Genomic DNA, 22,422 nt, shown 5'->3' on the forward strand with positions numbered 1-22,422 from the left:
CGGACCACCCGTTCCACGGACCGGCGGCGCCGGGCACGACTGGAGGGGACACCACACATGGCGGCCGATGCACTTGGCGGCTCCGGGAGCGGCGCGCGCGGGCTGCCCGCACGCGCCGGTCTCCTCCTGCGCAGCCGTACCGCCGGGCCCGTGCGGCGCCCGGCCGTCCGCGGCGGCACCGGCACACCGCGGCGGCCCGGACCGCGCGGCCCCAGACGCCTGGTCGAACAGGCCAGGAAGGCCTGGGACCGGCCGCTCACGGCGTACTACCTGATCCTCGGCAGCGCCCTGCTCATCACCGTGCTCGGCCTGGTGATGGTCTACTCCGCCTCGATGATCAAGGCCCTCGAACTGTCGCTGCCGGGCTCGTACTTCTTCCGCAAGCAGTTCCTCGCGGCCCTCATCGGGGGCGGCCTGATGATCGCCGCGGCCCGGATGCCCGCCAAACTCCACCGGGCGCTCGCCTACCCGATACTGGCCGGCACGGTCTTCCTGCTGATCCTGGTGCAGGTCCCCGGGATAGGGAAATCGGTCAACGGCAACCAGAACTGGATCTACCTGGGCGGCCCCTTCCAGCTCCAGCCCAGCGAGTTCGCCAAGCTGGCGCTGCTCCTGTGGGGCGCCGACCTGCTGTCGCGCAAGCAGGACAAGCGGCTCCTGACCGAGTGGAAGCACATGCTCGTGCCGCTGGTCCCGGTGGCCTTCCTGCTGCTCGGGCTCATCATGCTCGGCGGCGACATGGGCACGACGATCATCCTGACCGCGATCCTGTTCGGGCTGCTCTGGCTGGCCGGGGCCCCCACCCGGCTCTTCGCGGGCGTCCTGGCGATCGCGGGCACGCTCGCCGCCCTCTTCATCAAGATCAGCCCGCACCGGATGGGCCGGCTGAACTGCATCGGCGCCACCGACCCGGGGCCGCAGGACCAGTGCTGGCAGGCGGTGCACGGAATCTACGCGCTGGCCTCGGGCGGATGGTTCGGATCCGGCCTGGGTGCGAGTGTGGAGAAATGGGGTCAACTCCCCGAGCCCCACACCGACTTCATCTTCGCCGTCACCGGCGAGGAACTGGGTCTGGCGGGGACGCTGTCGGTCGTCGCCCTCTTCGCGGCTCTAGGCTATGCGGGTATCCGCGTGGCCGGACGCACGGAGGACCCCTTCGTGAGGTACGCCGCGGGAGGTGTGACCACCTGGATCGTGGCCCAGGCCGTGATCAACATCGGTGCGGTGCTCGGCCTGCTGCCGATCGCCGGTGTCCCGCTCCCGCTGTTCTCCTACGGAGGGTCCGCCCTGCTGCCGACCATGTTCGCCGTGGGGCTGCTGATCGCGTTCGCGCGGGACGACCCCGCGGCGCGGGCGGCGCTTGCCATGCGGCAGCCTCGGGTGAGTTGGAAGTCGATGAGACGGCGCGTCAAGAAGCGTCCGTCCGGAGAGCGGTGAATTTCGGTGCATGTCGTACTCGCCGGTGGGGGGACCGCCGGCCACATCGAGCCCGCGCTCGCCCTCGCGGACGCCCTGCGCAGGCAGGACCCCACCGTGGGGATCACGGCACTCGGCACGGAGAAGGGCCTGGAGACCCGGCTCGTGCCCGAGCGCGGTTACGAGCTGGCGCTCATCCCGGCCGTCCCACTGCCGCGCAGGCCCACGCCCGAGCTGATCACCGTCCCCGGGCGGCTGCGCGGCACGATCAAGGCCGCCGAGCAGATCCTGGAGCGCACCAAGGCCGACTGCGTCGTCGGCTTCGGCGGCTACGTGGCGCTGCCCGGCTACCTGGCCGCCAAGCGGCTCGGGGTGCCGATCGTGGTCCACGAGGCCAACGCACGGCCCGGCCTCGCCAACAAGATCGGTTCGCGGTACGCGGCCTCGGTGGCCGTCGCCACCCCGGACAGCAAGCTGCGCAACTCCCGCTACATCGGCATCCCGCTGCGCTACTCGATCGCGACGCTCGACCGGGCCCGGGTCCGCCCCGAGGCGCGGGCCGCGTTCGGGCTCGACCCGGGGCTGCCGACGCTGCTCGTCTCCGGCGGCTCGCAGGGCGCCCGCCGTCTGAACGAGGTGATCCAGCAGATCGCGCCGGTGCTCCAGCGCTCCGGAATCCAGATCCTGCACGCGGTCGGCCCGAAGAACGAACTGCCGCGTGTCGACAACATGCCCGGGATGCCCCCGTACGTCCCGGTACCGTACGTGGACCGGATGGATCTCGCGTACGCCGCGGCCGACATGATGCTCTGCCGCGCGGGCGCGATGACCGTCGCCGAACTCTCCGCCGTCGGGCTGCCCGCCGCCTACGTACCGCTGCCGATCGGCAACGGCGAACAGCGGCTGAACGCCCAGCCGGTGGTCAAGGCCGGTGGCGGACTCCTCGTCGACGACGCCGAACTCACTCCCGAGTGGGTGCAGAGCAACGTCCTTCCGGTGCTCGCCGACCCGCACCGGCTGTACGAGATGTCGCGCTCCGCCGCCGAGTTCGGGCGGCGCGACGCCGACCAACTCCTCGTGCAGATGGTGTACGAGGCCATCGCAGGACGCTGATCAACTGACGGAAGGCAGGGACCGTGGCCGGACAGGCGACCGCTCAGCGCGGTGGCGGAAAGACCGACAGGTCGGCGAAATCCGCGAAGTCCGGCCGGCCCGGCCCCCGCCCCCGGTCGGGCCGCCGCCTCCGGCTGCCCCGCGGGCGCGGCCTGATCGTCCTCGGCTTCGCCGCCGTCCTGCTCGGAGCCGGCGTCATCTGGGTGCTGTACGGCTCGACCTGGCTCCGCGTCGAACACGTGAAGACCACCGGGACCCGGATTCTGACGCCCGGTGAGGTCGAGGCGGCCGCCGCGGTACCGATCGGATCGCCCCTGATTTCCGTCGACACAGGCGGGATTGAGGCCCGATTGCGCCAGAAGCTGCCGCGCATCGACTCCGTCGAGGTCATTCGCTCATGGCCGCACGGGATCGGTCTCCAAGTGACCGAACGCGAGCCGGCCCTGGTCATGAAGAACGGTGCGAAGTTCGACGAAGTGGACGCCAAGGGTGTGCGTTTCGCCACCATCCCGCAGCCGTTGAAGGGCGTTCCGCTGCTCGAATTGGTCCCCTCGCAGTCGCCGAGTCAGCGCCGCTTCGGCACCGACCGGCTGGTCCTCGAAGCGGTCCGCATCACGGGTGAACTCCCGTCGGCCGTCGCCAAGGAGACCCGTTCCGTCCGGATTTCCTCGTACGACTCCGTCACGCTGGAGCTGACCGGGGGGCGGAGCGTGCTGTGGGGCAGCGATGAGGACGGTGAGCTGAAGGGACGTACCCTCAGTGCACTGATGAAAGCCCGGCCGAAGTCGACCCGCTTCGATGTGAGCGCCCCCACCGCCCCTGCGGTATCGGGTAGTTGACGGACATATGCGCTGGCCAGCACCCTGGTTGGTCAGCGACACGGGTGATCACATAGGGTGAAAAGAAAAACGGGAGGTTCGGCGTGTTCGTTGAACGTGCGCCACTTGTCGACTTAGTGTCCTGTTCGGAAGAGTCCAGCGAACAGACACACTGGTAACCCTAAACTTCAACGTTAGGGTTCGGGTCGGCGATACGGACCGTCCCAATCGGCATTCGTCGTCACCTTGCGCCACCCGCGAAGTGACGACCCGTAACTCGAGGCGAGAGGCCTTCGACGTGGCAGCACCGCAGAACTACCTCGCAGTCATCAAGGTCATCGGTGTCGGCGGCGGTGGTGTCAATGCCATCAACCGAATGATCGAGGTCGGTCTCAAGGGCGTCGAGTTCATCGCGATCAACACGGACGCGCAAGCACTGTTGATGAGCGACGCCGACGTCAAGCTCGACGTCGGCCGTGAACTCACCCGCGGCCTCGGGGCCGGAGCCAACCCGGCAGTCGGACGCAAGGCGGCAGAGGACCACCGTGAGGAGATCGAGGAGGTCCTCAAGGGGGCCGACATGGTCTTCGTCACCGCCGGCGAGGGCGGCGGCACCGGCACCGGCGGCGCCCCCGTCGTCGCCAACATCGCGCGCTCGCTCGGCGCCCTGACGATCGGTGTGGTCACCCGCCCGTTCACCTTCGAGGGCCGGCGCCGGGCGAACCAGGCGGAGGACGGCATCGCCGAGCTCCGCGAAGAGGTCGACACCCTCATCGTCATTCCCAACGACCGGCTGCTGTCCATCTCGGACCGCCAGGTCTCGGTCCTGGACGCCTTCAAGTCGGCCGACCAGGTCCTGCTCTCCGGTGTCCAGGGCATCACGGACCTGATCACCACGCCGGGGCTCATCAACCTTGACTTCGCCGACGTCAAGTCGGTCATGTCCGAGGCCGGTTCGGCGCTCATGGGCATCGGCTCGGCACGCGGCGACGACCGCGCGGTGGCCGCCGCCGAGATGGCGATCTCCTCGCCGCTGCTCGAAGCCTCCATCGACGGCGCCCGCGGGGTGCTGCTCTCCATCTCCGGCGGCTCGGACCTCGGCCTCTTCGAGATCAACGAGGCGGCCCAGCTGGTCAGCGAGGCCGCCCACCCCGAGGCCAACATCATCTTCGGCGCGGTCATCGACGACGCCCTCGGCGACGAGGTGCGCGTCACGGTCATCGCGGCCGGCTTCGACGGCGGACAGCCGCCGGCCCGGCGGGACAACGTGCTGGGCAGCACCTCCAACAAGCGCGAGGAGCCCACTCCTTCGCGCCCCGCCGAGGTGTCCCGGCCGCTCGGCGGACTCGGCACGGTCAGCACCCGCGAGGAGCCCCCGGTGGCGCCCGCCCCGGTCGAGCCGGCCCCGGTCAACGAGGCCCCGGCCCCCTCGGCCATCCCCACGGCCCGTCCGTACCCGGACAGCCAGGCCGAGGAGCTGGACGTCCCGGACTTCCTCAAGTGACTGAAGTGACGTTTCGAAGCGATCTCTTGAAGTGATACGAGAGCAGGGCACTGTGAGCGGCGCGCACTTCGCCTTCACCGACCGGTGGGGCGGGGTGAGCGCCGTTCCGTACGAGGAGCTCAACCTCGGCGGCGCGGTCGGCGACGACCCCGCCGCCGTCCGGGCCAACCGTGAGCGCGCCGCCGCCTCGCTCGGGCTCGACCCGGGCCGGGTGGTCTGGATGAACCAGGTGCACGGCCGCGAGGTCGCCGTCGTCGACGGCCCCTTCGCCCCGGACGACACGACCGCCGTGGACGCGGTGGTGACGGGCCGTCGGGGCACGGCGCTCGCCGTGCTCACCGCGGACTGCACCCCGGTCCTGCTCGCCGATCCGGTGGCGGGGGTCGCGGGCGCGGCCCACGCGGGGCGGCCCGGAATGGTCGCGGGCGTGGTGCCCGCCGCCGTCGAGGCGATGGTCTCGCTCGGCGCCGACCCGGCCAGGATCGTCGCGCGCACCGGCCCGGCCGTCTGCGGACGCTGCTACGAGGTGCCCGAGCGGATGCGGGCCGAGGTCGCCGAGGCCGAGCCCGCCGCCTGGTCCGAGACCAGCTGGGGCACGCCCGCCGTGGACGTCACCGCGGGAGTGCACGCGCAACTGACCGCCCTGGGCGTCACCGACCTCCAGGCCTCGCCGGTCTGCACGCTCGAATCCCTGGACCACTTCTCGTACCGTCGCGACCGCACCACGGGGCGGCTCGCCGGATATGTCTGGCTGGACTGAGGACTCATGACGGATCGCAAGACCGAACTCGCCGAGAACCTGGCCCGGGTGGAGGAACGTATCGCTTCCGCCTGCGCCGCGGCCGGGCGCCGACGGGACGAGGTGACCCTCATCGTGGTCACCAAGACCTACCCGGCGAGCGATGTGCGCCTGCTGCACGAGCTGGGCGTACGCCATGTCGCGGAGAACCGCGACCAGGACGCGGCCCCCAAGGCGGCGGCCTGCGCGGACCTCGATCTCACCTGGCACTTCGTGGGTCAGTTGCAGACGAACAAGGTTCGTTCTGTTGCGGGTTATGCCGATATGGTGCAGTCGGTCGACCGGTCCAAGCTGATCGGCTCGCTCTCCGCCGCGGCGGTCCGGGCCGAGCGCGAGCTGGGCTGTCTCATCCAGGTCGCGCTGGACGCGGAGTCCGGTGCGCGGGGCGAGCGCGGAGGCGTGGCCCCGGACGGAATCGAGGAGTTGGCGGCCCTGGTCGCCGAGGCGCCCGGGCTCCGGCTCGACGGTCTGATGACGGTGGCGCCGCTGGCCGGTGAGTACGCCGGACGGCAACGGGCCGCGTTCGAGCGGCTGGTGGAATTCTCATCCCGCCTGCGCGCGGACCATCCGGCTGCGAACATGGTGTCAGCAGGGATGAGTGCGGACCTCGAAGAGGCCGTTGCGGCCGGAGCGACACATGTACGCGTCGGAACGGCGGTACTCGGAGTCCGACCCCGGCTCGGGTAACGTCGCGAAGCAAGTCGGACCACAGCAGAAAATATGGTCATTCCCACTCTTCGGTGGGCAGACCGCGTGGATCGTGGGCCCTTGGTGACGCTGCCAGTTGGCGACAGGAGCGATCCACCACAGAGCGGAGGAATCTGAGCATGGCCGGCGCGATGCGCAAGATGGCGGTCTACCTCGGCCTCGTGGAGGACGATGGGTACGACGGCCGGGGGTTCGACCCCGACGACGATTTCGAACCCGAGCCCGAACCGGAGCGCGACCGTCGGCGGCATCAGCCTCCGCACCAGTCCACACTCCAGGACGAACGGGACGAACCGGTACGAGTAACTCAGCCTCCAGCGCCGAGAGAACCGGTTCAGCTATCGGTAGAAAGCGGACGTCCGGCGCGAATTGCACCCGTGGCATCCATCACACCTGAACGTCCGAGCCTGGAGAAGAACGCACCGGTGATCATGCCCAAGGTCGTGTCCGAGCGGGAGCCGTACCGCATCACCACGCTGCACCCGCGGACCTACAACGAGGCCCGTACCATCGGGGAACACTTCCGCGAGGGCACTCCGGTGATCATGAATCTCACCGAGATGGACGACACCGACGCGAAGCGACTTGTCGACTTTGCCGCCGGACTCGTCTTCGGCCTGCACGGCAGCATTGAACGGGTGACGCAGAAGGTGTTCCTGCTGTCTCCTGCTAACGTCGATGTCACGGCGGAGGACAAGGCCCGCATCGCAGAGGGCGGTTTCTTCAACCAGAGCTGAGAACACGACACCGGGAACGAACCGGCCAGGACAAGGCCGGAGCTTTGAGGCAAGGGGAGAGGGAAGCGCGAGATGGGCGTCGCACTACAGGTGGTCTACATCGCGCTGATGTGCTTCCTCATCGTGCTGATCTTCCGGCTCGTCATGGACTACGTCTTCCAGTTCGCCCGTTCATGGCAACCCGGCAAGGCGATGGTGGTCATTCTTGAGGCCACCTACACTGTCACCGATCCACCGCTCAAGCTTCTGCGGCGGTTCATTCCGCCGCTGCGTCTCGGGGGCGTGGCACTCGACCTGTCCTTCTTCGTTCTGATGATCATCGTCTACATCCTGATCAGCATCGTGGTCAGGTTGTGAACGATACGGTCCTGCCGACTGCCGACGACTACGTAGAGGTGAAGAAGAGATGCCGCTGACCCCCGAGGACGTGCGGAACAAGCAGTTCACGACCGTCCGCCTCCGAGAAGGCTATGACGAGGACGAGGTCGATGCCTTCCTCGACGAGGTCGAGTCCGAGTTGACGCGACTGCTCCGTGAGAACGAGGACCTGCGCGCCAAGCTGGCTGCCGCCACCCGCGCCGCCGCGCAGAACCAGCAGCAGCAGGGCATGCGCAAGCCGGAGCCGCAGGACGGCCGAGGCCCGGGCGCGCCCGTACCCGCCGCCATATCCGGTCCGCCGCAGGTCCAGCAGCAGCAGCCGCAGATGGGTCCGCCCCAGCTGCCCAGCGGTGCGCCGCAGCTGCCCGCGGGACCTGGCGGCCACGGCCCGCAGGGCCAGCACGGCCAGGGCCAGATGGGTCAGGGCCAGATGGGCCAGGGCCCCATGGGCCAGGGTCCGATGGGCCAGAACCAGCTGGGTCAGGGCCCCATGGGTCAGAACCAGCTCGGCCAGGGCCCCATGGGCCAGCCGATGGGCGGCCCCATGGGCGGCCACGGTCCGCAGATGGGACAGCCGGCCCAGGCTCCCGGTGGCGACAGCGCCGCCCGGGTGCTCTCCCTCGCGCAGCAGACCGCCGACCAGGCGATCGCGGAGGCCCGTTCCGAGGCCAACAAGATCGTCGGTGAGGCCCGGTCCCGCGCCGAGGGCCTCGAGCGCGACGCCCGTGCCAAGGCCGACGCCCTGGAGCGGGACGCGCAGGAGAAGCACCGCGTCGCGATGGGCTCCCTGGAGTCCGCCCGCGCCACGCTGGAGCGCAAGGTCGAGGACCTGCGCGGCTTCGAGCGCGAGTACCGTACGCGCCTGAAGTCCTACCTGGAGTCCCAGCTGCGTCAGCTGGAGACCCAGGCCGACGACTCGCTCGCGCCGCCGCGCACCCCGGCGACCGCGTCGCTGCCGCCGGCCCCGCAGATGAGCGGGTCCATGGCGTCGGCCGGTGCCGGTGCGATGGGGCACCCCATGGGTGGCCAGCAGTCCATGGGCGGTCAGCAGTCCATGCCCAGCGCGCCGTCCTACGGTGGCCAGCAGCAGATGTCGCCGGCGATGACCCAGCCGATGGCGCCGGTGCGGCCGCAGGGCCCGTCGCCGATGCAGCAGGCTCCGTCGCCGATGCGGGGCTTCCTGATCGACGAGGACGACAACTGACGGGTCTGCGCGCGTGATCCGCGCGTAGCCGTCGGCAGACTGCGAGGGCCGGGCCCCTGGATTTCCAGGGGCCCGGCCCTTTTGCGCGCTCCGGCCCCGCGCCCTCGGCCCGGCGGGTCCGGTCCGCTGCGGCCGGTTGCCCCTGGCGGGGCGGGTCTTCTCCGGCGGCTGCGCCGGCCCGGAGTCCGGCCCGGGGCCGGAGGCCGCCTTTTTGCGTGCGGGTGCGTGCGCGGCTGGTCGCGCAGTTCCCCGCGCCCCTGGAAACCCGCCTTCTTCCGCGGACCGTGGTCGCTTCTCGCGCAGTTCCCCGCGCCCCTGGCTGCGCGGTGCCGGCCAGTGCAGGACACCTCAGGGGGAACGCCCCCCGGGGGGTACGGCTCGGCGGCCCGCCCCCGCGTGGGGGTGGGCCGCCGGTAGGGGGCTGCTACGCCTTGCGGAGGCGGAACGTCAGGGAGAGGCCCTCGTCGGTGAAGGGCTCGCCGTACCCCGAGGGCGCCTCGCCGGACGCGTAGTCCGTCGCCAGGACCTCGTCCGCGATCAGGTCCGCGTGGGCCGTCAGCGCCGAGGCGACCTCCGGATCCGTGGCGACCCAGCGCACCGCGATCCGGTCCGCCACGTCGAGCCCGCTGTTCTTGCGCGCCTCCTGGATCAGCCGGATCGCGTCCCGGGCCAGGCCCGCGAGACGCAGCTCCGGGGTGATCTCCAGGTCGAGGGCGACCGTGGCGCCGGAGTCCGAGGCCACCGACCAGCCCTCGCGCGGGGTCTCGGTGATGATGACCTCGTCCGGGGCCAGCGAGACCTGCTCGCCGTTGACCTCGACGGACGCCGTGCCCGTGTCGCGCAGCGAGGCGGACAGGGCCGCCGCGTCGGCCGCGGCCACGGCCTTCGCCACGTCCTGCACGCCCTTGCCGAACCGCTTGCCGAGCGCGCGGAAGTTGGCCTTCGCCGTGGTGTCGACCAGCGAGCCGCCCACCTCGGCGAGGGAGGCCAGGGACGTCACGTTCAGCTCTTCGGTGATCTGCGCGTGCAGCTCCGGGGAGAGCGTCTCGAAGCCCGTCACCGCGACCAGGGCCCGCGACAGCGGCTGGCGCGTCTTGACGCCCGACTCCGCGCGGGTGGCCCGGCCGAGCTCGACCAGGCGGCGTACCAGCGCCATCTGGGTGGAGAGGGCCGGGTCGATCGCCGCCGGGTCGGCCTTCGGCCACGACGACAGGTGGACGGACTCCGGGGCGTCCGGGGTCACCGGCACCACCATGTCCAGCCAGACGCGCTCGGTGATGAACGGCGTCAGCGGGGCCATCAGGCGGGTGACGGTCTCCACGACGTCGTGCAGCGTGCGCAGCGCCGCCTTGTCGCCCTGCCAGAAGCGGCGGCGGGAGCGGCGCACGTACCAGTTGGAGAGGTCGTCGACGAAGGAGGACAGGAGCTTGCCCGCCTTCTGGGTGTCGTAGGACTCCAGGGCCGAAGTGACGCCCTCGACCAGGGAGCTGAGCTCGCTCAGCAGCCACCGGTCCAGGACCGTGCGGTCGGCCGGGGCCGGGTCCGCCGCGCTGGGTGCCCAATTGGAGGTGCGGGCGTACAGGGCCTGGAAGGCGACCGTGTTCCAGTAGGTCAGCAGGGTCTTGCGCACGACCTCCTGGATGGTGCCGTGGCCCACCCGGCGGGCCGCCCACGGCGAGCCGCCGGCCGCCATGAACCAGCGCACCGCGTCGGCGCCGTGCTGGTCCATCAGCGGGATCGGGTCCAGGGTGTTGCCCAGGTGCTTGGACATCTTGCGGCCGTCCTCGGCGAGGATGTGGCCGAGGCACACCACGTTCTCGTACGACGACTTGTCGAAGACCAGGGTGCCGACCGCCATCAGCGTGTAGAACCAGCCGCGGGTCTGGTCGATGGCCTCGGAGATGAACTGCGCCGGGTAGCGGGACTCGAACAGTTCCTTGTTCCGGTGCGGGTAGCCGTACTGCGCGAACGGCATCGAGCCCGAGTCGTACCAGGCGTCGATGACCTCCGGCACGCGGACGGCCTCCAGGGAGCAGCCCTCGGCGGTGCAGGTGAACGTCACGTCGTCGATGTACGGGCGGTGCGGGTCGAGCGCGGACTGGTCCGTGCCGGTCAGCCCGGTCAGCTCGGCGCGGGACCCGACACAGGTGAGGTGGCCCTCCTCGCAGCGCCAGATGGGCAGCGGGGTGCCCCAGTAGCGGTTGCGGGACAGCGCCCAGTCGATGTTGTTCTTCAGCCAGTCGCCGAAGCGGCCCTCCTTGACCGACTCGGGGAACCAGTTGGTCTTCTCGTTCTCCCGCAGCAGCGCGTCCTTGACGGCGGTGGTGCGGATGTACCAGGACGGCTGTGCGTAGTAGAGCAGCGCGGTGTGGCAGCGCCAGCAGTGCGGGTAGCTGTGCTCGTACGGGACGTGGCGGAAGAGGAGGCCGCGCTCCTTGAGGTCCTCCGTGAGCCTCTCGTCGGCCTTCTTGAAGAAGACGCCGCCGACCAGCGGCACGTCCTCCTCGAAGGTGCCGTCGGGGCGGACCGGGTTCACCACCGGAAGGCCGTACGCCTTGCAGACCAGGAGGTCGTCGGCGCCGAAGGCGGGGGACTGGTGGACCAGACCCGTACCGTCCTCGGTCGTGACGTACTCCGCGTTCACGACATAGTGCGCGGGCTCCGGGAACTCGACCAGCTCGAAGGGGCGCTGGTAGGTCCAGCGCTCCATCTCGGCGCCGGTGAAGCTCTGGCCGGTGGTCTCCCAGCCCTCGCCGAGCGCCTTCTCCAGGAGGGGCTGGGCGACGACGAGCTTCTCCTCGCCGTTCGTGGCCACGACGTAGGTGACCTCGGGGTGGGCCGCGACCGCCGTGTTGGACACCAGCGTCCACGGGGTCGTCGTCCACACCAGGAGGGCCGCCTCGCCCGCGAGCGGGCCGCCGGTGAGCGGGAAGCGGACGAAGACCGAGGGGTCCACGACCGTCTCGTAGCCCTGCGCCAGCTCGTGGTCCGAGAGGCCGGTGCCGCAGCGCGGGCACCAGGGGGCGACGCGGTGGTCCTGGGTGAGCAGGCCCTTGTTGAAGATCTCCTTCAGGGACCACCACACGGACTCGACGTACTGCGGGTCCATGGTGCGGTAGGCGTCGTCCAGGTCGACCCAGTAGCCCATCCGGGTCGTGAGGTCGGCGAAGGCGTCGGTGTGGCGGGTCACGGACTCGCGGCACTTGGCGTTGAACTCGGCGATGCCGTACGCCTCGATGTCCTTCTTGCCGTTGAAGCCGAGCTCCTTCTCGACCGCCAGCTCGACGGGCAGGCCGTGGCAGTCCCAGCCGGCCTTGCGGGCCACGTGGTAGCCCTGCATCGTGCGGAAGCGGGGGAAGACGTCCTTGAAGACGCGGGCCTCGATGTGGTGGGCGCCCGGCATGCCGTTGGCGGTGGGCGGGCCCTCGTAGAAGACCCACTCGGGGCGGCCCTCGGACTGTTCGAGGCTCTTGGCGAAGACCTTGGACTGCTCCCAGAAGTCGAGCACGGCGTGCTCAAGGGCAGGCAGGTCGACCTGGGCGGGCACCTGGCGGTACTGCGACATCCGTTCATCCTCCGGCGGATCGTCGTGCGGTTCCGTCGGAGGGACGAGAGCCTGCCCTCGTGGGGCGCTCCCGCGGTACCACCCTCCTTGGCGGTGTGCGGAACACCGCCCCCTCATTGGGGTCGCGAAGCCGGTTCTACCGGACCCCGTCGAACCCGGGGTCTTTCTTCCGGCGGCTCGGGGGTGATCTTCACCGCGCGCTCACCTCCGGGCTCACACCGTCCCCGGATCGCTCTTGGCTGCGTACGCCGCTACTCGTCCCGTCCACGCCTCTCGCTGCGGCCAGTGTACGGGGCCCGGCGCAGGGCGGCCGACCGGATTTCGGCGGACCGGGCCGGGGCTGCGTCCGTGACCCGAATGGGCATACGGCCTCCGGCGGAGTCCGGCTCCGCCCGTCCGGCGGATTACCGGGCCGGGAGCTGGGCACAACCGATGCAGGTTCGTCTTGCCGCCGGTCCGGGGCGGGGCGAACCGGCGGCGTGCCCCGTTGCCGCGGGCCTGGGGTCGATTTATCGTCCCAGCACGATTCGCGAGCAAGATCACAATATGTGAAGGGGCCGCGGCCATGGTGGCGAAGAAGACCGCCGTAGAGACCACAACGGCGTCCAAGAGAGCCAGTGCCACAAGTGCTGCCGCAGGTGCCACCACGGGCTCGGCGGCCAAGGACACGAACGGCGGGAAGAGCACCGCCGCCAAGAAGACGGCGGCCAGGAAGACCACGTCGGGCAAGACCACGTCGGGCAAGACCGCTTCGAACAAGGCAGCCCAGGCCAAGACCGCTTCGAGCAGGGCGACCGCGGCCAGGACCGCTTCCGGCGAGGCCGCTCCATCCGGGAAGACGACCGCCGGGAAGAGGACCGCGGGGAAGGCGACCGCGGGCAGGTCGGCCGCGGCCAAGGAGGCGGAGCCCGCCAAGAAGACGGCGCCGAAGAAGACCACCGCCAAGAAGACCGCGGCCGGCAAGGCAACCGGGACGGCGCGGGCCGCGTCCGACAAGGCGACCGACAAGACGGCGCCGGTGAAGTCGGCCGGGGCGGGCGCCAAGAAGGCCGCGACCGCGGCCCAGGGGGCGGCTTCGGCCGCGGAACAGACGGGAGCCAACAAGGTGGTTGCGAAGAAGACTGCGGGAGGGGCAACGGCGGCCAGGACCGCCGCGGCGTCGGCGGTGCCGGCGGCCCGTGCGGTCGCCACGACCGCCCCGGGGGAGCTTCCGGTCCGGCCGGGCGAGGACCCGTGGACCCCGGAGGAGGTCTCCGAGGCCCGCAACGAGCTGTCCAGCGAGGTGCTGCGGCTGCGCAGCGAGATCGAGGCCTCGGAGGCGGCGCTGGCCGGGCTGATGCGCGACTCCGGGGACGGCGCGGGCGACGACGACGCCGACACCGGCACCAAGAACATCACCCGCGAGCACGAGATGGCGCTGGCCGCCAACGCCCGCGAGACCCTCGAACAGACCGAGCACGCCCTGGAGCGGCTCGACGCGGGGACGTACGGCTACTGCGAGGTCTGCGGGAACCCGATCGGCAAGGCCCGGATGCAGGCGTTCCCGCGCGCCACGCTCTGCGTGGAGGACAAGCAGAAGCAGGAACGGCGGGGCTGACTCCGCACAGGTGTGCCGTACCCTCGTGCTCAGTCAGCACCTAGTCGGTTGAGGGACTCACGTGGCAGAGGCGGAGCGCATCATCGGTACGCCGGATGTGGAAGGGGCCGACGAGCAGGCGGCCCCTGCCGAGCAGCCGAAGGGCAAGCGGAAGATCGCCGTGCTGTTCGCGGTGGCGGTCTTCGCCTTCCTTCTCGACCTCGGCAGCAAGATGCTCGTGGTGGCCAGGCTGGAGCACCACGAGCCGATCAAGGTCATCGGTGATCTGCTCGAACTGAACGCGATCCGCAACGCGGGCGCCGCCTTCGGCATCGGCGAGGCGTTCACGGTGATCTTCACGATCATCGCGGCCACCGTGATCGTGGTGATCGCCCGGCTCGCGCGCAAGCTCTACAGCCTGCCGTGGGCGATCGCGCTCGGCCTGCTGCTCGGTGGCGCGCTCGGCAACCTCACCGACCGGATCTTCCGGTCGCCCGGGATCTTCGAGGGCGCCGTCGTCGACTTCATCGCGCCCAAGGGCTTCGCGGTCTTCAACCTCGCCGACTCGGCCATCGTGTGCGGCGGCATCCTGATCGTGATCCTGTCGTTCCGCGGGCTCGACCCGGACGGCACCGTCCACAACGACTGAGCGCCCGGGTCCGCCCGTCGGACGCTGCGGCGGGGGATGTCGGTGGGGCAAGGCATACTCGACGGGTGAGCACGATTCCCGAGATCCGCACCCTGCCCGTTCCCGACGGCCTCGAAGGCGAGCGCGTCGACGCCGCCATCTCCCGCATGTTCGGGTTTTCCCGTACCAAGGCGGCCGAGCTGGCCGCGGCGGGGAAGGTCCAGGTCGACGGCGCCGTGGTCGGCAAGTCCGAGCGGGTGCACGGCGGGGCCTGGCTCGAGGTCGAGATGCCGCAGGCGCCCGCCCCCGTGCAGATCGTCGCCGAGCCCGTCGAGGGCATGGAGATCGTCCACGACGACGACGACATTGTCGTGATCATGAAGCCGGTGGGCGTCGCCGCCCACCCGAGCCCGGGCTGGACCGGCACCACGGTCATCGGCGGCCTCGCCGCGGCCGGTTACCGCATCTCCACCTCCGGCGCCGCCGAGCGCCAGGGCATCGTGCACCGCCTCGACGTGGGCACCTCCGGCCTGATGGTCGTCGCCAAGTCCGAGCGGGCGTACACCTCGCTCAAGGCGCAGTTCCGCGAGCGGGTCGTCGACAAGCGCTACCACGCGCTGGTCCAGGGCCACCCGGACCCGATGAGCGGCACCATCGACGCCCCGATCGGCCGCCACCCCAACCACGACTACAAGTGGGCCGTGACCGCCGAGGGCAAGCCGTCGGTCACGCACTACGACCTGATCGAGGCCTTCCGCGCCGCCTCCCTGCTCGACATCAAGCTGGAGACGGGCCGCACGCACCAGATCCGCGTCCACATGTCGGCCCACCGCCACCCCTGCGTCGGCGACCTCACCTACGGCGCCGACCCGACCATCGCCAAGCGCCTCAAGCTGACGCGCCAGTGGCTGCACGCGGTGCGCCTCGGCTTCGAGCACCCCTCGGACGGCCAGTGGGTCGAGTTCGCGAGCGAGTACCCGGCGGACCTCCAGTTCGCGCTCGACACCATCCGGGCCGAGAGCGAGTGACGGGCTTCGAGGTCCGCGTCGCCGAGGACGCGGCCGACCGCGAGGCCTGCTTCGCCGTGCGCAGGCAGGTCTTCGTGGCCGAGCAGGAGGTCCCCGAGGAGCTGGAGTACGACGCGTACGACGCGGTCGCCCTGCACGTCCTCGCGCTGGGCGCCGAAGGCCCGCTCGGCACCGGGCGGCTCCTGCACGGCCCCGAGGCGCTGGAGAAGACCGGCGGCGCGGACATCGGCTCGCTCGGCCGGCTCGCGGTGACCTCCGCCGCGCGCGGCCTCGGCGTCGGCGCGGCCCTGGTGCGCGCTATCGAGGAGGCCGCCCGCGAGCGCGGCCTCACCGCGGTCGACCTGCACGCGCAGACCCACGCCCTGGGCTTCTACGAGCGGCTCGGGTACGAGGCGTACGGTCCGGAGTTCCTGGACGCCGGGATCGCGCACCGGGCCATGCGGCGGGTCCTGGTCTAGCGGTTCCGAGCGCACCGTATGCCCCCGATGGGCGGTTCGGGCCGGTTGCGTGGCACGCTGTAGGTCTTGATCGTCAAGGCCGTTCAGGCCCGCACCGCCCGGGAGGGCATCCGTGGATCAGCTGGCCCTGCTGCTCGTGCTCCTGCTCGGCGCGGTGGTGACGGTCCCCCTCGGGGAGCGCCTCGGCCTGCCCGCTCCGGTGCTCATGACGCTCGGCGGGATCGCCATGGCGCTGCTTCCGTTCGTGCCGAACGTGGACATCGACCCGGAGTTCATCCTCCCGCTCGTGCTGCCGCCGCTGCTCTACGCCTCCGTGCAGCGCACCTCCTGGCGGCAGTTCACGGCCAACGTCCGGCCCATCTTCCTGCTCGCCGTGGCGCTCGTCTTCGTGACCACGGCGGCCGTCGCCGCCGTCGCCAACTCCATCGTGCCCGGCCTGCCGATCGCCGCCGCCGTCGCGCTCGGCGCGCTGGTCGCCCCGCCCGACCCGGTCGCGGCGACCGCGGTGGCGGGCTCGCTCGGCCTGCCCCGCCGCCTGGTGTCGATCCTGGAGGGCGAGGGCCTGTTCAACGACGTGACCGCGATCGTGCTCTACCACGTGGCGATCACGGCGACCGTGACCGGGAGCTTCTCCTGGGCGTCGGCCGCCGGTGAGCTGGTGCTGTCCGCCGTGGTCGCGGTCGCCGTGGGGCTCGCGCTCGGCTGGGCCGCCAACAAGCTGATGAGTCTGCTGGACGACCCCACCCTCCAGATCGGCCTCACCCTCCTGGTCCCGTTCGTCGGCTACGTGCTGGCCGAGGAGTTCGGCGGCTCCGGTGTCCTGGCCGTGCTGACGGTCGCGCTGTTCCTCGCCGAGCACACGATGGACGCCGACGACGTGCAGGGCCGCCTCGCCGGTGCCACCTTCTGGCAGATCGTCGACACCCTGGTCACCGGCGTCGCGTTCGGCCTCATCGGGCTCGAACTCCACAACGTGTTCGGCACCGCGACCGGCCGCGAACTGCACATGTTCGGCTGGGCCGCGGCCGTGGTGGGCGTCGTCGTGGGCGTACGCCTGCTGTGGCTGCTCCCGGCGACCTGGCTCGCCAAGCGGCTGCACACCCTGCGCGACTACGACGAGGAGATCCCCACCTCCTGGCGGGAGACCATCGTCATGTGGTGGGCCGGGATGCGCGGGGTCGCCTCGGTGGCCCTGGCGCTCGCCATTCCGCTGAAGACCGACGACGGCGCGCCCTTCCCCGGACGTGACGAGATCGTCTTCATCGCCTTCGCCGTGATCATGACGACGCTGGTCTTCCAGGGGCTGACCCTGCCCTGGCTGGTCAAGCGGCTGGGCGTCCGGGCCGACACGGACGCCGAGCGGCAGCTGGAGCGGGACCTGGCGGTGCGGGCCGCGAAGGCCGCGAAACGGCGCCTGAAGGAGATCGAGGACGTCGAGGAGCTGCCCGAGGACGTCATGGAGCAGCTGCACCGCCGGGCCTACGACGTGGGCGCGCGGATCAGCCCCGACATGGTCGACGAGGAGCGCCGCGAGGCGTACGCGAAGCGGGTCGAGCGGATCCGGGCGGTGCAGCGCATCCAGCGCGAGATGATGTCGGCCGCCCGGCACGAGGTGCTCTCCGCGCGCAGCGAGCCCGGCGCCGACCCGGAGATCGTGGACCGGGTGCTGCGGCAGCTGGACGTCCGCAGCCTGCGCTGACCCGGCCCGGGACCCGCCCGCCCCTCAGGGCCGCTCGTCCTCGATCGCCCGGCGGGCCGCGGGCCGGGCCTCGCCCGTGGTGATCCTCGGCAGGGCGTAGGGGTGCTCGGCGTACAGCCACGCCACCAGCTGCTCGCGGACGGTGACCCGGACCGTCCAGATGTCGTCGGCGTCCTTGGCGGTGACGACCGCGCGGACCTGGATCGTGGACGGCGTGGTGTCCGTCACCGCGAGCGAGAAGTCCCGCCCGTCCCAGGCCGGGCACTCCTTGAGGATCAGGGCGAGCCGCTCGCGCATCAGGGGCAGCGGCGCCGAGTGGTCGAGGTGGAAGAAGACCGTGCCGGTCATCTGGGCGCCGCCGCGCGACCAGTTCTGGAACGGCTTGCTGGTGAAGTACGACACCGGCATGGTCAGGCGCCGCTCGTCCCAGGTGCGCACCGCGAGGAAGGTCAGCGTGATCTCCTCGACGACGCCCCACTCCCCGTCGACCACCACCGTGTCGCCGATCCGCACCATGTCCCCGAAGGCGATCTGGAGCCCCGCGAAGAGGTTGCCGAGGGTGGACTGCGCCGCGACACCGGCGACGATGCCCAGGATGCCCGCCGAGGCCAGCAGCGAGGTGCCCGCCGTGCGCATCGCGGGGAAGGTGAGCAGCATCGAGGCGACGGCCACCACGGCGACGATCGCGCTGACCACCCGCTGGATGAGGGTGACCTGCGTACGGACCCGGCGGACCCGGGCCGGGTCGCGGGTCGAGGTCGCGTACCGGCTGAACGAGGACTCCACGACCGCCGTCGCGATCCGCACCACCAGCCAGGCGCTCGCGCCGATGAGGACCAGCGTCAGGATCTGGCCAAGGCCGGCCTTGTGCTCCTGGACCGGGCCCCACTTGATCGCGGCGTAGGAGCCGCGCAGGATCGCGGTGAGCAGGACCAGGCGCAGCGGTATGCGGCAGCGGCGCAGCAGTCCCCACAGCGGTGTCTCGTGGTGCCGCGCGTCGACCCGGCGCAGCAGCCGGTCGGCCAGCCAGCCCACCACCAGTGTGAGGACGACCGAGCCGCCGATGACGATCAGCGGACGCAGCACGTTCTCCATGCCTTCGACCGTAACTGGCACGATGGCCCCATGAACATCATGCTTTTCCATTCGGTCTACGGTCCGCGTCCCGCCGTACAGGAGGCGGCCGGGCGACTGCGGGCCGCGGGCCACGAGGTGCACGTGCCCGACCTGTACGAGGGCCGCACCGTCGAGACCGTCGAGGAGGGCAGGGACGTCAAGGACGAGATCGGCAAGGACGAGCTCCTGAAGCGGGCCATTCTCGCGGCCGCCCCGTACTCGGAGCGCGGGCTCGTCTACGCCGGGTTCTCGCTCGGCGCGTCCATCGCGCAGACCCTGGCGCTCGGCGACGACAAGGCGCGCGGGCTGCTGCTGTTCCACGGCACCTCGGACATGGCCGAGAACACGGTCGTGGACGAGCTGCCCGTGCAGCTCCACGTCGCCGACCCGGACCCGTTCGAGTCCGGCGACTGGCTCAACTCCTGGTACCTGCAGATGCGGCGGGCCGGCGCGGACGTGGAGATCTACCGCTACCCGGGCGCCGGCCACCTCTACACCGACCCGGGGCTGCCGGACTACGACGAGGCGGCGGCCGAGCAGACCTGGCGCACGGCGCTCGGCTTCCTCGACGACCTCGCGGCCGAGGCGTAGGAACGCCGAACGGGCAGTCCGCGACAGCGAGTGCGGACTGCCCGTTCGTCAGGGGCGGGGATCAGCCCTTGAGCGCCTTGTCGATCGCGGCCGTGAAGGAGGCCGGGTCGGAGGGCGCGTTGTCCGAGCCCTCCGCGGTGATCTTCTTGCCGTCCATCTTCAGCGTCGGCGTGCCCTGGACGCCGCTGCTGTCGAACTTGTCCGACATGGTCAGCGCCCACTTGTCGTAGGTGCCGTCCTTGACCGCCTTGGCGAAGGCCGCGTTCCCCTTGAGCGCCGGGACGGTGTCCGCGATCTCGATCAGGTAGTCGCGGCTCTTGAACTTGTCGGTGGTCTCCTCGGGGTGGTACTTCGCCGAGTAGAGCGCCGACTTGTACTCCAGGAACGCCTCGGGGCTGACGTTCAGCGCCGCGCCGAGCGCGCTCAGCGCGGTCTTGGAGCCGGTGCCCGGGCTGCCCTTGTCGATGAACGTGGCGCCGATGAACTGGATCTTGTACTTGCCCGCGTCGACGTCCTTCTTGATCGTCGGGCCGACGGCCTGCTCGAACTGCGAGCAGATCGGGCAGCGCGGGTCCTCGTACATTTCGAGGGTCTTCTTCGCGTCGGGCTTGCCGATGACGACGGTGGTGCCGTCGCTGCCCGAGTTGGCGGGCTTCACCAGGGCCTTGTCCTTGGCGGCGTCCCACGCGCTGGGCTTCATGGCCTGCATGATCGCGTAGCTGGCACCGCCCGCGACGGCGAGGACGCCGACGACGGACACGGCCACGATGATCTGCCGACGCGTCTTGGCCTTCTTGGCCTCGCGCTCGCGCTCCGCTCGCAGCCGCTCGCGGGCGGCAGCCTTGTTGGCCTGGCTGTTGCGGGAACTCATGATCTTTTTCTCCGGATGGCAGGTGAGGAAAGTGACGGGGAACCGCTGGGCTCGGGGCTCGGCCTCAGACGAGGACGAGCGACCGGCTCGGCGGCCCCCTGCGTGCCACGGAGTGCACCAGGAGCCGGGTGCGCGAGGGAACGGACCCGTGGCGCACCGCGGGTGCGAGCGGGCGCGGTGTGCCACGGGCGGCGCGCACCACGGCGGCCGCCACGAGCAGCGGCCGGAAGGCGAAGGCGGCGACCGCCCGCAGCAGCCGGGCCAGCGCCGCCTCGCCGCGGCGCAGCCACAGGGCGGCGAGCAGGCCGACGGTCAGGTGGGCCGCGAGCAGCAGCCAGGGCACGGCCGGGCCCGGGTGGGTCAGCAGGGCGGCCGCGTTCGCCGGAGCGTGCACCGCGCCCAGCGTGCCGCCGCCGCACAGCACGTCGAAGCCGACCGCGCGCAGGGCGCCCGCCACGGGGCCGCCGGCCGGGCCGTAACAGACGTGCTGGCCGGTGGTGAACAGGGTGTCGGCGGCCAGCTCCAGCGGGACCACGGCCCCCGCGATCGCCCAGTAGCCGCGCTCGCGGCCGGCCAGCGCGTACGCGATGGCGAACACCGCTCCGGCCGCGGCGGCCACCAGCGAGAGCGGCAGCGGGACCTGGGAGAGCAGCACGTGGGACGCGGTCGAGAGCGTCACGACGAGCGCCGTGAAAAGCGCCGCGCGTGCCGCTCTGAGCTGCGTCCCTGATATGTCCATCGCGGGTGAGTGTGCCATGTCCGGCCGTAGGTCGTGCCTAAGAGTTCGGTGAGACTGCGGGCCCCGGGCCGATCATGGCCGGGGACCGCCCCCTAGAGACCCGGTATCCGGCCGTTGCGGAAGAGGTCGACGAAGATCTGGTGGTCGGCCCGCGCCCGCGCCCCGTAGGAGTGCGCGAAGTCCACGAGCAGGTCCGCGAAGCCGTCCTCGTCGGCGGCGATGGCCGCGTCGATGGCGCGCTCGGTGGAGAACGGCACGAGCTCCGAGTGACCGCTCTCGTCGTCCGCCGCCGCGTGCATCGTGGCCGTGGCCCTGCCGAGGTCGGCGACGACCGCCGCGATCTCGTCGGGGTCGTCGATGTCCGACCAGTCCAGGTCCACCGCGTACGGCGAGACCTCGGCGACCAGCTGGCCGGCGCCGTCCAGCTCGGTCCAGCCCAGCCACGGGTCGGCGGCGGCCTGGAGCGCGCGCTGCGAGATGACCGTGCGGTGCCCCTCGTGCTCGAAGTAGCCGCGCACCGCCGGGTCCGTGATGTGCCGGGAGACCGCCGGGGTCTGCGCCTGCTTGATGTAGATCACCACATCGTTCTCCAGGGCGTCGCTGTGCCCTTCGAGCAGGATGTTGTACGAGGGCAGGCCGGCCGAGCCGATCCCGATGCCGCGGCGCCCCACGACGTCCTTCACGCGGTAGGAGTCCGGGCGCACCAGGCTCTCCTCGGGCAGCGTCTCCAGGTAGCCGTCGAAGGCCGCGAGCACCTTGTAGCGCGTCGCCGCGTCCAGCTCGATCGATCCGTCGCCCTCGGTGAACCGGCGCTCGTACTCCCGGATCTCGGTCATCGAGTCGAGCAGCGCGAACCGGGTGCGGGCGCGGGCGTCGCGCAGGGCGCCGAGCAGCGGGCCCTCGGCCGTGTCCAGGGTGAAGGGCGGCACCTCGTCCTCCTTGGCGCCGGACGACAGGGCGTGGATGCGCTCGCGGTAGGCGGCCGCGTACGTGCGCACCAGGGAGGTGATCTGCTCGTCGCTGAACGCCTTGGTGTAGCCGATCAGCGCCAGCGAGGCGGCGAGCCGCTTCAGGTCCCAGGTGAAGGGGCCCACGTACGCCTCGTCGAAGTCGTTGACGTTGAAGATCAGGCGGCCGTTGGCGTCCATGTAGGTGCCGAAGTTCTCGGCGTGCAGGTCGCCGTGGATCCAGACCCGGCCGGTGCGCTCGTCCAGGTAGGGGCCGCCGTGCCGCTCCTTCTCCAGGTCGGAGTAGAACAGGCAGGCCGTGCCCCGGTAGAAGGCGAAGGCCGAGGCCGCCATCTTGCGGAACTTGACCCGGAACGCGGCCGGGTCGGCGGCCAGGAGCTCGCCGAACGCGGTCTCGAAAACGGCGAGTATCTCTTCGCCGCGCGTCTCAGCGCTGAGCTGCGGGACCGACATCGCTGGGTGCCTCCTGGTGCGTACTGCCTGCGTCACGTTCGGACGGGGTGTGC

20 protein-coding genes are annotated in these 22,422 nt (G+C 71.0%); 15 read left to right on the top strand and 5 right to left on the bottom strand.

Going from position 1 to position 22,422, the window contains the following annotated elements; genetic code table 11:
- Positions 1 to 57: 57 nt before the first annotated feature.
- The 9 genes from ftsW to AC07F3_RS27600 all read left to right on the top strand — a co-directional run bounded on the left by ftsW (position 58) and on the right by AC07F3_RS27600 (position 8,677).
- Complete coding sequence (gene ftsW / locus AC07F3_RS27560; RefSeq protein WP_479117121.1) at positions 58 to 1,437, top strand: putative lipid II flippase FtsW; 1,380 nt, start codon at positions 58 to 60, stop codon at positions 1,435 to 1,437.
- A gap of 6 nt (positions 1,438 to 1,443) precedes the next feature.
- Positions 1,444 to 2,529 (top strand): undecaprenyldiphospho-muramoylpentapeptide beta-N-acetylglucosaminyltransferase, encoded by a 1,086-nt coding sequence (murG, locus tag AC07F3_RS27565; RefSeq protein ID WP_469833600.1) that lies wholly within the window; start codon positions 1,444 to 1,446, stop codon positions 2,527 to 2,529.
- Positions 2,530 to 2,552: 23 nt separating this feature from the next.
- Complete coding sequence (locus AC07F3_RS27570; protein ID WP_479117122.1) at positions 2,553 to 3,368, top strand: cell division protein FtsQ/DivIB; 816 nt, start codon at positions 2,553 to 2,555, stop codon at positions 3,366 to 3,368.
- A gap of 277 nt (positions 3,369 to 3,645) precedes the next feature.
- Positions 3,646 to 4,851: a cell division protein FtsZ gene (gene ftsZ / locus AC07F3_RS27575; protein WP_479117123.1), complete on the top strand. Its 1,206-nt coding sequence runs from the start codon at positions 3,646 to 3,648 to the stop codon at positions 4,849 to 4,851.
- Positions 4,852 to 4,903: 52 nt separating this feature from the next.
- Positions 4,904 to 5,611, top strand: coding sequence for a peptidoglycan editing factor PgeF (pgeF, locus tag AC07F3_RS27580; protein WP_479117124.1), 708 nt, complete (start codon positions 4,904 to 4,906; stop codon positions 5,609 to 5,611).
- 6 nt (positions 5,612 to 5,617) lie between these two features.
- Positions 5,618 to 6,337, top strand: coding sequence for a YggS family pyridoxal phosphate-dependent enzyme (locus AC07F3_RS27585; protein ID WP_479117125.1), 720 nt, complete (start codon positions 5,618 to 5,620; stop codon positions 6,335 to 6,337).
- 140 nt (positions 6,338 to 6,477) lie between these two features.
- Positions 6,478 to 7,095 carry a cell division protein SepF gene (locus AC07F3_RS27590; RefSeq protein ID WP_114035727.1) on the top strand — a complete coding sequence of 206 codons (618 nt, stop codon included), beginning with the start codon at positions 6,478 to 6,480 and terminating at the stop codon, positions 7,093 to 7,095.
- 72 nt (positions 7,096 to 7,167) lie between these two features.
- Entirely contained in the window at positions 7,168 to 7,452 is a 285-nt protein-coding gene (locus AC07F3_RS27595) for a YggT family protein (protein WP_053727781.1), read from the top strand.
- Between the two features lie 49 nt (positions 7,453 to 7,501).
- A complete protein-coding gene (locus AC07F3_RS27600; protein WP_479117126.1) occupies positions 7,502 to 8,677 on the top strand; it encodes a DivIVA domain-containing protein in 1,176 nt (391 codons plus the stop codon).
- 424 nt (positions 8,678 to 9,101) lie between these two features.
- On the opposite strand, the gene ileS is transcribed toward AC07F3_RS27600, so the two are convergent.
- Positions 9,102 to 12,242 carry an isoleucine--tRNA ligase gene (gene ileS, locus AC07F3_RS27605; RefSeq protein WP_479117127.1) on the bottom strand — a complete coding sequence of 1,047 codons (3,141 nt, stop codon included), beginning with the start codon at positions 12,240 to 12,242 and terminating at the stop codon, positions 9,102 to 9,104.
- 565 nt (positions 12,243 to 12,807) lie between these two features.
- On the opposite strand from ileS, the gene AC07F3_RS27610 reads away from it, so the two are divergent.
- The 5 genes from AC07F3_RS27610 to AC07F3_RS27630 all read left to right on the top strand — a co-directional run bounded on the left by AC07F3_RS27610 (position 12,808) and on the right by AC07F3_RS27630 (position 17,631).
- Positions 12,808 to 13,839 carry a TraR/DksA family transcriptional regulator gene (locus tag AC07F3_RS27610; protein ID WP_479117128.1) on the top strand — a complete coding sequence of 344 codons (1,032 nt, stop codon included), beginning with the start codon at positions 12,808 to 12,810 and terminating at the stop codon, positions 13,837 to 13,839.
- Between the two features lie 61 nt (positions 13,840 to 13,900).
- Positions 13,901 to 14,467 carry a signal peptidase II gene (gene lspA, locus AC07F3_RS27615; RefSeq protein WP_479117129.1) on the top strand — a complete coding sequence of 189 codons (567 nt, stop codon included), beginning with the start codon at positions 13,901 to 13,903 and terminating at the stop codon, positions 14,465 to 14,467.
- A 65-nt stretch (positions 14,468 to 14,532) separates the two neighbouring features.
- The gene (locus AC07F3_RS27620) at positions 14,533 to 15,474 is read left to right on the top strand and encodes an RluA family pseudouridine synthase (protein ID WP_479117130.1); all 942 of its coding nucleotides are present in this window, start codon (positions 14,533 to 14,535) and stop codon (positions 15,472 to 15,474) included.
- Positions 15,471 to 15,932, top strand: coding sequence for a GNAT family N-acetyltransferase (locus tag AC07F3_RS27625; RefSeq protein ID WP_479117131.1), 462 nt, complete (start codon positions 15,471 to 15,473; stop codon positions 15,930 to 15,932). Before AC07F3_RS27620 ends, AC07F3_RS27625 begins: the two co-directional genes overlap by 4 nt.
- A 112-nt stretch (positions 15,933 to 16,044) precedes the next feature.
- On the top strand, positions 16,045 to 17,631 hold the full coding sequence (locus tag AC07F3_RS27630) for a Na+/H+ antiporter (protein WP_479117132.1): 1,587 nt from the start codon (positions 16,045 to 16,047) through the stop codon (positions 17,629 to 17,631).
- 24 nt (positions 17,632 to 17,655) lie between these two features.
- On the opposite strand, the gene AC07F3_RS27635 is transcribed toward AC07F3_RS27630, so the two are convergent.
- A complete protein-coding gene (locus AC07F3_RS27635; protein ID WP_479117133.1) occupies positions 17,656 to 18,726 on the bottom strand; it encodes a mechanosensitive ion channel family protein in 1,071 nt (356 codons plus the stop codon).
- 30 nt (positions 18,727 to 18,756) lie between these two features.
- Between AC07F3_RS27635 and AC07F3_RS27640 the strand changes: the two genes are divergently transcribed.
- On the top strand, positions 18,757 to 19,338 hold the full coding sequence (locus tag AC07F3_RS27640) for a dienelactone hydrolase family protein (RefSeq protein ID WP_479117134.1): 582 nt from the start codon (positions 18,757 to 18,759) through the stop codon (positions 19,336 to 19,338).
- A gap of 61 nt (positions 19,339 to 19,399) precedes the next feature.
- Here AC07F3_RS27640 and AC07F3_RS27645 read toward each other — a convergent pair whose 3' ends face one another.
- From AC07F3_RS27645 to AC07F3_RS27655, 3 genes are all read right to left on the bottom strand, one after another.
- Complete coding sequence (locus AC07F3_RS27645; RefSeq protein ID WP_479117135.1) at positions 19,400 to 20,209, bottom strand: DsbA family protein; 810 nt, start codon at positions 20,207 to 20,209, stop codon at positions 19,400 to 19,402.
- Between the two features lie 64 nt (positions 20,210 to 20,273).
- On the bottom strand, positions 20,274 to 20,948 hold the full coding sequence (locus AC07F3_RS27650) for a hypothetical protein (RefSeq protein WP_479117136.1): 675 nt from the start codon (positions 20,946 to 20,948) through the stop codon (positions 20,274 to 20,276).
- A gap of 92 nt (positions 20,949 to 21,040) precedes the next feature.
- The gene (locus tag AC07F3_RS27655) at positions 21,041 to 22,369 is read right to left on the bottom strand and encodes a DUF2252 domain-containing protein (RefSeq protein ID WP_479117137.1); all 1,329 of its coding nucleotides are present in this window, start codon (positions 22,367 to 22,369) and stop codon (positions 21,041 to 21,043) included.
- Between the last annotated feature and the right edge of the window lie 53 nt (positions 22,370 to 22,422).

This window comes from Streptomyces sp. NPDC045846 (genome assembly GCF_056431605.1).

Bases quoted from the DNA above. Each gene is read 5' to 3' on its own strand.
- ileS (WP_479117127.1), bottom strand. From the start codon at position 12,242: ATGTCGCAGTACCGCCAGGTGCCCGCCCAGGTCGACCTGCCTGCCCTT.
- AC07F3_RS27645 (WP_479117135.1), bottom strand. From the start codon at position 20,209: ATGAGTTCCCGCAACAGCCAGGCCAACAAGGCTGCCGCCCGCGAGCGG.
- AC07F3_RS27640 (WP_479117134.1), top strand. From the start codon at position 18,757: ATGAACATCATGCTTTTCCATTCGGTCTACGGTCCGCGTCCCGCCGTA.
- AC07F3_RS27650 (WP_479117136.1), bottom strand. From the start codon at position 20,948: ATGGACATATCAGGGACGCAGCTCAGAGCGGCACGCGCGGCGCTTTTC.
- AC07F3_RS27595 (WP_053727781.1), top strand. From the start codon at position 7,168: ATGGGCGTCGCACTACAGGTGGTCTACATCGCGCTGATGTGCTTCCTC.
- AC07F3_RS27655 (WP_479117137.1), bottom strand. From the start codon at position 22,369: ATGTCGGTCCCGCAGCTCAGCGCTGAGACGCGCGGCGAAGAGATACTC.
- AC07F3_RS27635 (WP_479117133.1), bottom strand. From the start codon at position 18,726: ATGGAGAACGTGCTGCGTCCGCTGATCGTCATCGGCGGCTCGGTCGTC.
- AC07F3_RS27610 (WP_479117128.1), top strand. From the start codon at position 12,808: ATGGTGGCGAAGAAGACCGCCGTAGAGACCACAACGGCGTCCAAGAGA.
- AC07F3_RS27590 (WP_114035727.1), top strand. From the start codon at position 6,478: ATGGCCGGCGCGATGCGCAAGATGGCGGTCTACCTCGGCCTCGTGGAG.
- AC07F3_RS27585 (WP_479117125.1), top strand. From the start codon at position 5,618: ATGACGGATCGCAAGACCGAACTCGCCGAGAACCTGGCCCGGGTGGAG.
- ftsW (WP_479117121.1), top strand. From the start codon at position 58: ATGGCGGCCGATGCACTTGGCGGCTCCGGGAGCGGCGCGCGCGGGCTG.
- AC07F3_RS27600 (WP_479117126.1), top strand. From the start codon at position 7,502: ATGCCGCTGACCCCCGAGGACGTGCGGAACAAGCAGTTCACGACCGTC.